10 protein-coding genes are annotated in these 9,115 nt (G+C 43.3%); 5 read left to right on the top strand and 5 right to left on the bottom strand.

Going from position 1 to position 9,115, the window contains the following annotated elements:
* The first annotated feature begins 138 nt into the window (after positions 1 to 138).
* Positions 139 to 864: an RluA family pseudouridine synthase gene (locus AC1DV1_RS27765; protein ID WP_477366741.1), complete on the top strand. Its 726-nt coding sequence runs from the start codon at positions 139 to 141 to the stop codon at positions 862 to 864.
* A 42-nt stretch (positions 865 to 906) separates the two neighbouring features.
* Here the strand turns inward: AC1DV1_RS27765 and yiaK are convergent, their stop codons facing one another.
* On the bottom strand, positions 907 to 1,896 hold the full coding sequence (yiaK, locus tag AC1DV1_RS27760; protein ID WP_477366738.1) for a 3-dehydro-L-gulonate 2-dehydrogenase: 990 nt from the start codon (positions 1,894 to 1,896) through the stop codon (positions 907 to 909).
* Positions 1,897 to 2,070: 174 nt separating this feature from the next.
* On the opposite strand from yiaK, the gene AC1DV1_RS27755 reads away from it, so the two are divergent.
* Positions 2,071 to 2,592, top strand: coding sequence for a lipocalin family protein (locus AC1DV1_RS27755; protein WP_477366735.1), 522 nt, complete (start codon positions 2,071 to 2,073; stop codon positions 2,590 to 2,592).
* 105 nt (positions 2,593 to 2,697) lie between these two features.
* A complete protein-coding gene (gene purN, locus AC1DV1_RS27750) occupies positions 2,698 to 3,276 on the top strand; it encodes a phosphoribosylglycinamide formyltransferase (RefSeq protein WP_147052601.1) in 579 nt (192 codons plus the stop codon).
* Positions 3,277 to 3,407: 131 nt separating this feature from the next.
* On the opposite strand, the gene AC1DV1_RS27745 is transcribed toward purN, so the two are convergent.
* Both AC1DV1_RS27745 and AC1DV1_RS27740 read right to left on the bottom strand, forming a co-directional pair.
* Positions 3,408 to 3,935 (bottom strand): hypothetical protein, encoded by a 528-nt coding sequence (locus tag AC1DV1_RS27745; protein WP_477366731.1) that lies wholly within the window; start codon positions 3,933 to 3,935, stop codon positions 3,408 to 3,410.
* A 51-nt stretch (positions 3,936 to 3,986) separates the two neighbouring features.
* On the bottom strand, positions 3,987 to 4,649 hold the full coding sequence (locus AC1DV1_RS27740) for an SH3 domain-containing protein (RefSeq protein ID WP_477366728.1): 663 nt from the start codon (positions 4,647 to 4,649) through the stop codon (positions 3,987 to 3,989).
* Positions 4,650 to 4,777: 128 nt separating this feature from the next.
* Between AC1DV1_RS27740 and AC1DV1_RS27735 the strand changes: the two genes are divergently transcribed.
* Entirely contained in the window at positions 4,778 to 5,110 is a 333-nt protein-coding gene (locus tag AC1DV1_RS27735; protein ID WP_477366725.1) for a hypothetical protein, read from the top strand.
* On the opposite strand, the gene AC1DV1_RS27730 is transcribed toward AC1DV1_RS27735, so the two are convergent.
* Positions 5,100 to 7,460: a TonB-dependent receptor gene (locus AC1DV1_RS27730; protein WP_477366722.1), complete on the bottom strand. Its 2,361-nt coding sequence runs from the start codon at positions 7,458 to 7,460 to the stop codon at positions 5,100 to 5,102. The genes AC1DV1_RS27735 and AC1DV1_RS27730 overlap by 11 nt on opposite strands.
* A 410-nt stretch (positions 7,461 to 7,870) precedes the next feature.
* Positions 7,871 to 8,779 carry a serine hydrolase gene (locus AC1DV1_RS27725; RefSeq protein WP_477366719.1) on the bottom strand — a complete coding sequence of 303 codons (909 nt, stop codon included), beginning with the start codon at positions 8,777 to 8,779 and terminating at the stop codon, positions 7,871 to 7,873.
* A gap of 60 nt (positions 8,780 to 8,839) precedes the next feature.
* Between AC1DV1_RS27725 and AC1DV1_RS27720 the strand changes: the two genes are divergently transcribed.
* On the top strand, positions 8,840 to 9,046 hold the full coding sequence (locus tag AC1DV1_RS27720; RefSeq protein WP_477366716.1) for a DUF433 domain-containing protein: 207 nt from the start codon (positions 8,840 to 8,842) through the stop codon (positions 9,044 to 9,046).
* The last annotated feature ends 69 nt before the right edge of the window (positions 9,047 to 9,115 follow it).

The raw sequence follows: 9,115 nt of genomic DNA, 5'->3' as shown, positions 1-9,115 counted from the left end.
GAACAATATTAAGTAGATGTGCAGATTTCAGATGTGCAGATATGCAAATGATTTGAAAATTTGAAAATGAGAAGGAAGAACTATCTCCGCTATTAAATCAGCAAATCCGAAATCGAACATCCCCAATCCGAAATAAAAATGGCCCGCCCCGAGTTTAATTATACCAGTTTTGATGTTACTGATAAGGATATCCTTTATGAGGATAACCACCTTATTGCGGTGAACAAACGTGCCGGGGATATTGTACAGGTTGACGATACCGGCGACGAATCATTGGACGATAAAGTTAAAAAGTACATAGCCCAAAAATACAACAAGCCCAATGGCGCTTTTTTAGGCGTGGTGCATCGGTTAGACAGGCCCGTGAGCGGCGTTATATTGTTTGCCAAAACCAGTAAAGCGCTTGAGCGGATCAATAAAATGTTTAAGGGCCGCGAAATGCATAAAACCTACTATGCCGTGGTGCGCAAAAAACCGTATCCCGAATCGGGCACATTGGTGCATTGGCTGGTAAAAAATCCGCAAAAAAACGTAACCAAGGCACACGACAAAGAGGTACTGGGCAGTTTACGATCTGAACTAAGCTACAAACTGGTTGCCGAGCTTAACGGATACTACCTGATAGAAGTTGACCCTATAACCGGCAGACCTCACCAAATCCGCGTCCAGTTATCAACACTGGGCTCGCCTATTGTTGGCGATAATAAGTATGGTTATCCGCGCGGCAGCCTGCGTAAAAGCATCTGTTTACATGCCCGCAAGCTTACCTTTATTCACCCGGTAAAAAACGAGCCTGTCGAAATTATAGCTCCTGTTCCGCGCGACGGCTTTTGGGAAAAGTTTGAAGGAATGATGATAGGTTAATTCAAAAGTAAAAATTCAAAATTCAAAAACAGAATAGCGGCTTTACAAGCCCTTCACCACCTCCCAAATCCGTTCATCAACCAAAACTCCTTCGGATAGGTTTCGTTCGCGGGTTTTCATGGTATTTTCGCCGGGATAGCTTATAGTACCGCCCTCCTGCTCGGGGGTACTGGTTTTGGTGTAAGCGATAATCTCTTCAATTAATGTGGCTGTTTGTTGGTCGTTTACCGGTTTTATACATATAAATACCTGCGATATGCCGGAGTCGGCCCCGCTTTGGGTTATTCTTGCTGTGGAGTTACCGCCAGTTAAAACCGTAGCCAAAAGATCGAGCACTAAAGCAAGCCCCGATCCTTTCCAAAACCCAATTGGGAGTAATCTTTTCGACTCCAGGATAGCCGCGGGGCTGGTACTTAAATTACCCTTGCTATCATATCCGCCAGGCAAAGGCAAAGCCTCGTTGTTATTTTCATATTGCTTCAGTTTCCCCAACGAATATTGCGATATGGCCATATCCAACACCACATGGCCTTCTTTGCGCGGCACAGCTATTACCAGCGGGTTATTACCCAAGCGCGGATCGAGCCCGCCCCAGGGCGGTAGGTTGGCAATGGTATTGGTAAAGCATATACCTATAAAACCGGCGTCTGCTGCCTGCCAGCCGTAAGTACCACCCCGCATCCAGTGGTTGGTGTTTTTTAGCGCCACGCAACCTATTCCATTATCATTTGCCAGCGTCATGGCCTTATCCATGCCAAACCTGGCATTCAGCATACCCGGGCCCAAATTGCCGTTCCATTGCTCCATGGCGCCAAAACCGTTTTCCCGGGTGGGTGAGTTGCTCGGTTTAACCAGCCCATCTTTTACGTGCTGCACAAAAACAGGAAAACGGTTTAACCCATGGGTATATATCCCATCCCTGCTGTTTTCTGCAAAAATACCCGCACATTGGTCGGCTTTGTCTCCAGTAAAATTAAGCTTTAATAAAACGCGTTTAAATTCGGCTTCGAGCAGAGGGAGTGGGATGCGCATGGTTTTAAATTCAAAAGTTAAAAGTAAAAATTCAAAAGTAAAAACCCTTGCCCCTGCTCGAAGATGTTGATAGCGCCATTAAAATAAAAAACGTTTAAAACAGTTAGTTAAATATAACCCCTGCCGGTAGATTAATAACTGCAGGATTTCATATTTTTGCGCGTACACTATTTCATGAAAAATAAATTTCCATTACTTTTTATAATTGCTTTAGTTGTTGCCGGCGCACTGGCAAACTCCTGCAAAAAAGATAAAAACAGCAATATTCCGGCCCTGCTAACCAGCGGTGTTTGGGAACTGGCATCGGTACAGGTTTACTATTATACGGGGAATACACAGATAGGCAATCCGGATACATTGAATACCGATTGCGATAAAAGTCAGTACTTTACCTTCAAAAGCGATAACACCTGCAGCTACACCAATTTTGATTGTATTGAGCAAACATCAACCGGCACCTGGAATTTGACCGAAAACAAGTTATACTTTTCATCAGATATCGTAGCTAAAGATACTGTAGCAGGCGGCAGCACGAGTACCGAAAAGCCATTTAATTACACGCAGATTGAAACCCTTGGCACTTATTCCCTGGTGTTACAAACCGGCGATGTTGAGCCAAATTATTCTGCTACCAAAGCCCGCACCGTTAAACGTTATGGATTTATAAGGCAAAAAGCTACAACAAATACCAATTAAACCACGTAAAAAATTATATTTGGATATTATTGAACGGTTTATAAAACTACCACGGATATGTTTAACTGTTGTTCGCGGTAACTTCAACACCTTTGAAAAACTTTAATGAAGAAACGAATTGCCATTTTTGCTTCAGGTTCGGGCTCAAACGCCCAAAAGTTAATGGAGCATTTTAAACGCAATGCCGAGGCCGAAGTTGTACTGATACTCACCAACAACCCGCAAGCCTTCGTATTACAGCGTGCCGACAATTTTGAAGTGCCATCGCACATTTTTACCCGCCACGAATTTTTTGAAACTGATGATGTAATCCGCCTGCTCAAAAACCTGCAGGTTGATTTGATTGTACTGGCAGGTTTTCTGTGGCTTATCCCCGGCTCATTATTAAAAGCCTTCCCCAATAAAATCATCAACCTGCACCCCTCCCTGCTACCTAAATATGGCGGCAAAGGCATGTACGGCGATCATGTGCACAAAGCAATCTTGGATAACAAAGAAGAAGAAAGCGGCATCACTATCCATTTTGTAAACGAGCATTTTGATGAAGGCGAGGTTATCCACCAATCGAAGTTCAAAATTGAACCGGGCGATAACATCGAAATGATCAAATTCAAAGGCCAGCAACTGGAGCACCTACATTTCCCCAAAGTGGTAGAGGCGTTGCTGAAGAAGATGAAGAGTTAACAGGGTTTTCAGGATCTGGTAGAATTAACGGTTTTTTTTCTGAACCCGGATAAATCAGATTTTCAGGATTTTGATTAACTTGAGGGCAATTTTTATTCACAACTCACAACTCACAACTCACAACTCACAACTCACAACTTCTCCAAATACTCCTTCGGTATCGGGTTGTCCTTCCGTTCGCCGTCAAAAAACCAGGCCAGGATCCAGAAACGGGTACCATCGTTAAATAATTCGATACTGTTGATTCCGCGTTCGATAATTGGCCCACCGGCAACATTGCGCGATTCATAGGTGCTGAAAACATGGTAAATRCTGCCAAACTTTTCCACTTTCCTTGAGATCTCCCTTTCGTCAAAACCATCGCGGGATAATGACGCGTCGGACAGGCGATGATATTCTTTCAGCGTCATGTAATGAAACTTTATCTTGCCTTCCTTATTCAATCCTGCCGAACCTACATGCGCATCCGCAATATGCAGCAGGCTATCGCGCTCATAGCTTACCTTCTCCCCTTTTTTTACAGTCACCACATCGTAATAGGCTTTCATAATACCATCAAGGGTACTCACATTGTCGCCATATTTGGTTACAACCTGAGCCGCGGCAAATTGCAGCAAGCCAATAGTTAAAAACAGGGTTAGAGCGGCTGATTTTTTCATGAGCAGGAAATATCGTTAGACAGGTTTAAATAAAATCGAATTTAAACAATATCAGTCACAATCATATGATGATATTTTTACACCTCCGGCTTGTTGTTTTTCAACTTTAATATTTTGCGCGGCATCTGCATTTTTATGCAATACTTTTTCAAAAAGCATAGCTTCATCCAGGCTAATGTTCTTTAAAAGCAGTTTATGGTCGGCACAGCCGTCAAAATAGGTCTCGGTGGTTACGGCCCCATTTTTGTAATAAATGCTTGTTTCTTTGGCTCCTTTTTTGGGTATCCTTTTCGCAATTTTTAAAACCCCGTAATTACGCTTAAGGTAAGCATCTTCCGTTTCTACAAAACCATAATCATCCATTTCCAACGCAGGCATGACAGACAGATAGCCATCAAACAGGTACCCTGGTTTACCCTTAAATTCTACCTTTATCCACTTACCGCTCAGCCGGTACGGTTCTTTTAAAGCTGCGGTGTTAAAATCAACCGTTAAGGCTTTAACTTCTCCCTCGGATTTAACAGGCTTTACAATAGTTCCATAAGGAATGGTCGCGATGGTTTGGCTCTTGTCGTCAGCGCTATTTTTTAAGTTTACACCGGCCAGCAACCATACTTTCAGTGATTTGGAAGTGGTATTTGCCTGCGCCCCAGCCTTAATGGTAATAGTTACAGATAACACAAATGCTATTGTAATTGCGATAAGTTTTTTCATAGGTAAAAAATACAATGTTATTACGGGCTAAAGATACATAGCTAACATTTATTTAACTACCATAAATTAATAATTAAAACGTTAGCCGCCATTTAGTGTTACCCTACTGCACCACAAGCATATATAATATGATAACCGCTAAAATAATCCGCCACCGGCATAAATTCCACCATTATATTAACGACGATCTTAAGTCGGTTAAAGAGGAAACCTTTTTTAAAATAGTTTTTTCAGATCCCGCAGAAATGGACTTGTTTAAAGACTGGATAACGCAACACGGCGGCGAGTACGATTACAATAAAAACGAAAGCCGCCAGGAAGGTAAGTTCCCGGCGGTCCCGATGTTTCATGATGAAATTTGCTGGTGCGATATCATGACCTACTACCTGATGCATGTAGCAGGTTATGTATTTTACTCAACCATTCATCCTTATAAAGGCGAGGTATACACTAAAAATTAGCGGCTACCGATACACCGTAAACCCTTGGGTTACCTAAGTGGGTAGCGCCAAAATCGTATGCGTAATCAATAGCTTTTTTGTTGCCTATGTTGCTTTCCCATAAAAACAGACTATAGTTTTTGGTATCGATGCCGATCCTGGCGTTGAATTTACTGTAGCCTTTTTGTTCGATGGTGTTGGCCAGGTCAAAATACTGGTCGCCAAGGTAGCGCCACTCGCCACGGGCCACCAACCTTGTTTTTTGCCGGCCGCCAAGTGCATAGCCATATTGCAGTGCCAGCATGTTGGTAAACTTAGGCGTGTAAATTTGTTTGTTGCCTTTTAAATCAACAATAACGCCATTGTTACCTACAGCCAGGTCGGTGTAATGAGCATCGGTGTAGCCAAAGTTATTTTCAATTTCCAGGCCTTTAACCGGTGTGGCGCTTAACTCAACTTCAACACCTTTACTGCTTAGTTTACCGGCATTTTTGGTTATGGTGATAGCATCCGGTAATACCAAAGTTGGTACCTGCGCATCTGTTACCCGTGTATAAAACAGGGCTACGTTTGCGCGCAGTTTGTTGCCCAAAAAGCTATTTTTCGATCCAACCTCGAAGTTGTTGCTATATTCTGGTTTAAAAGTGTACAACGGGGGCGACGATGGGTCTGAACCTAACTCGGTAATACCGCCAGCCCTGAAACCACGGCTGTATGTAGCATATAAATTATTGGTAGCCGTTAAATGATAAGCCAGGTTAAGTTTTGGCGAAAAGGCTTTAAAATTTGCCGATGAAGAGGTATCCGACCGGGTAACCATAGCGTCGCCGCCATCGGGCTGAAACTCGCCTTTCACACTTTCTTTTTTATGTTCATGATCATAACGCAAACCGGCGGTAATATCAAATTGCGGACTGACCACGTAGGTTACCTGGCCATAAACGGCCACGCCAAAATTTCTGTCGATATTGGTATTGATGCTGGTAAAATTGGTTATTGGCGAGCCAACAGCGGCAGCATCGGCGCCAAAATAGGTTCCCTGCTTGTTTGGGGCGTAATGATAAAAGCCATAAGCACCGGCGGTCCATTTTAGTTTAGAGGTTGACGATGCAGGCGAAGTAAACCTAAACTCCTGGATGCCTGTACGTACTTTATTCCAGTCGCCGCCATAATTGTTTACTACCGATACTGCGTCGATAGGCGAAAAATCACCGTCAATAGGTTTGGTATAATAACGGTTATTTACCTGGTATGATGACTGCGAGGTAAAGTTAAAATCGCTGCCCGAATAATTGATGGCCAGCGAGGTATTGAAGGTATTATCAATCATTTTGGTGGTGGCGTTTTGATCTACCTGGTAAGGTTTGCTCAAAGCGTCATCCGGCGAACCGGCCAAGGTGAACGCACCGTTATTACGGTTGTTGTAATTTTTAGCATTTAGCGTAAAAGCCAGTTTGGATGTGGCCAGGAATTTAAGGTAGTAATTACCTAAAAAAAAGTGCTGCTTATCAAAATGGCTGTTATCAAACGTATTGGTATAAAAACCATTAAAGCCCGAGTAAACACCGGCTACACCTAAAAACAATTTATCTTTTATCAACGGTGCTTTTATACCCAGGGTAAAACGCTGCTGGCCGTAGTTTCCAAAATCCAGCCCGGCAAAACCGCTTACCGTGTTTGATGGTTGTTTGGTAATAATATTAATAACGCCGCCGGTAGCATTGCGGCCGTATAGCGTGCCCTGCGGGCCACGCAGCACCTCTATCCTATCTACATCAAGCAGCTGTGGAATGTAAGTATCCAGGCCGTATTGGTTTACGCCATCAACATAGGTAGCCACAGCTGGGTCATATGAGGTGGTAACTATACCCCTGATACCGCTAACCGTACGGCCATCGCCCGAGCTGGCCGAGTTTAAGTTGGGGGCAATAGCTGTCAAATCTTTCAAATCCCAAAGCCGGTAATCTTTTATTTGCCTGGCCGATAAGGTTGTAACACTGAAAGGCACTTTTTGGGCATCCTCCTCGTATTTTTGAGCCGTTACCGTAACTTCATCCAGTTGGTTACTGGCATCTTTCAATTGAAAACTGATGGGGCGCATAGTGCCGCTTAAAACAATCGATTGGCTTTTTGCAGCATAACCAACGGCGCTGATGTGCAAAATATAACTCCCGGATGCAATATCTTTTAATGAGAATTTCCCGTCCTTATCGGCAACAGTACGGTAATTGGTATTCAGCAGGTAAACCGTAGCACCGGCAATGCCCTGGCTTTTTTCGTCGGTTATGGTACCCGATAAATTGGCAATAGTTTGTGCTTTTACTGTAATACAAAGTATAAGCAATAAAAATAAAGTAAGTGTTTTTTTCATTTAACTGGTTGTAACTGGCATGTGTATTTTTAACACATTGATATAATTGCCAATTATAACAAACGGCATCCATTTAACTGCAAAGCAAACAGAAATTTTACTTAATTATTATTGGTTCATATAGCTACGCTGTCATTAGTCATTGTCGCTGCGCTTGTAATTGGTCATTCGCTGCGCTTGTCATTAGTCATTCGCTACGCTGTCATTGGTCATTGGGCTTTGCGATTAAAAAACAAGACGGTAAAAAATCACCAGACGATGGATTGGAAAAGGCGTTGCCTTTTCCAATGACCAATGACCAATGACCAATGACCAATGACCAATGACCAATGACCAATGACCAATGACCAATGACCAATGACCAATGACCAATGACTAATGACCAATGACCCAATGACAAGCGCAGCAACCTATTCATTCAGCATAAATTTATCTACACCATCCGCTGGTTTCCAGTTGCTGGCGGGTTCGAAATAACGCCATAGGAGAGCCGATATTTTTTTGATGAGCAGGCCGGCTTCGTTACTTGTTCCCCAGCTTTGATCGGTATTATGGTTGGTGATAATGGAGAATACATAATCGCCATGGGGCGCGTTTACCAGCACAGTTTCTGACCGCGACTCATCAACCGCGCCCTGCTTGGATATGGTATGCACATATGGCGGAATTTGCGACAGGGCGTGCTCGTCCCAGTAAATACGGCCCATGTTGCGGTACATTCTTTCGCTGGCGGCGGGGCTTACGGCTTCGCCTTTTCTGATCATGGTAAAAAGGCGGCACATTTCATAGGGTGTGCTAACGCCCCATCCATAAATTTTACGGATAGCCTCGCGGCCGGCCACACGCGAGTTTACCCGCATCACCTTAAAACCGTTTTGTTGCAGCCAGTTGTTAATATAATCGCCGCCAACCAGTTTTTGCAGCCACAGGCTCGCGGTATTATCACTCATGGTAATCATCAGCATAGCCACTTTACTCAACTGTACGGTGTCCTTATCTTTAAACGAGCCTAAAAGATCTTCTCCGGCATATAAAAGCGAGTCGCGGTAAACCAGCTTTTGGTTGTAATGCAGTTCGGCCTTTTCTATCTTGTCCATCAACCCGCACTGAATGCTCACCTTAATCATGCTGGCTGTAGGGAACAGCGTATCGGCATTAATGGCAACGGTTTTACCCGTTTTAAGGTTTTGTACATAAATGCCTGCCTGGCCATGAAAACCCTTAACGGCATCCTGCAATTGCGCGGTTAGTTTTTTATCAGTTTGGGCGAAGGTGGCTGTTGTAAGGAGTAAAAAGAGGGTGAAGAGTTTGAGTTTCATGAGTGAATTGTTTATCAGATGCAAAATACTCAGTAAAATCAATAATCGTATCTTTATGATATGGATATTCAACAGGTTGTCAATATAGATCAGGATGTTTTAAGCGGAACACTGGTATTTGCCGGTACGCGTGTGCCGGTCGAGTCGCTTTTTGACCATTTAAAAGCCGGAATTTCTCTTGAGACTTTTTTAGACGAATTCCCATCGGTTAAAAAAGAGCAGGCAATGTTTTTGATTGATAAACAACGGCAATTAAATTTCCTGTAAGCTGTTTTGCCCAACATCCTATCTCATCGCTGCAACAAATAGCCTTTAAATTTTTAGATTTGTTTCTTC

The sequence above is a fragment of the Mucilaginibacter sp. P4_D1 genome (genome assembly GCF_056401935.1).
The sequence above is the reverse complement of the archived record's forward strand: the minus strand, read 5'-3'. Positions and strand labels throughout refer to the sequence as shown.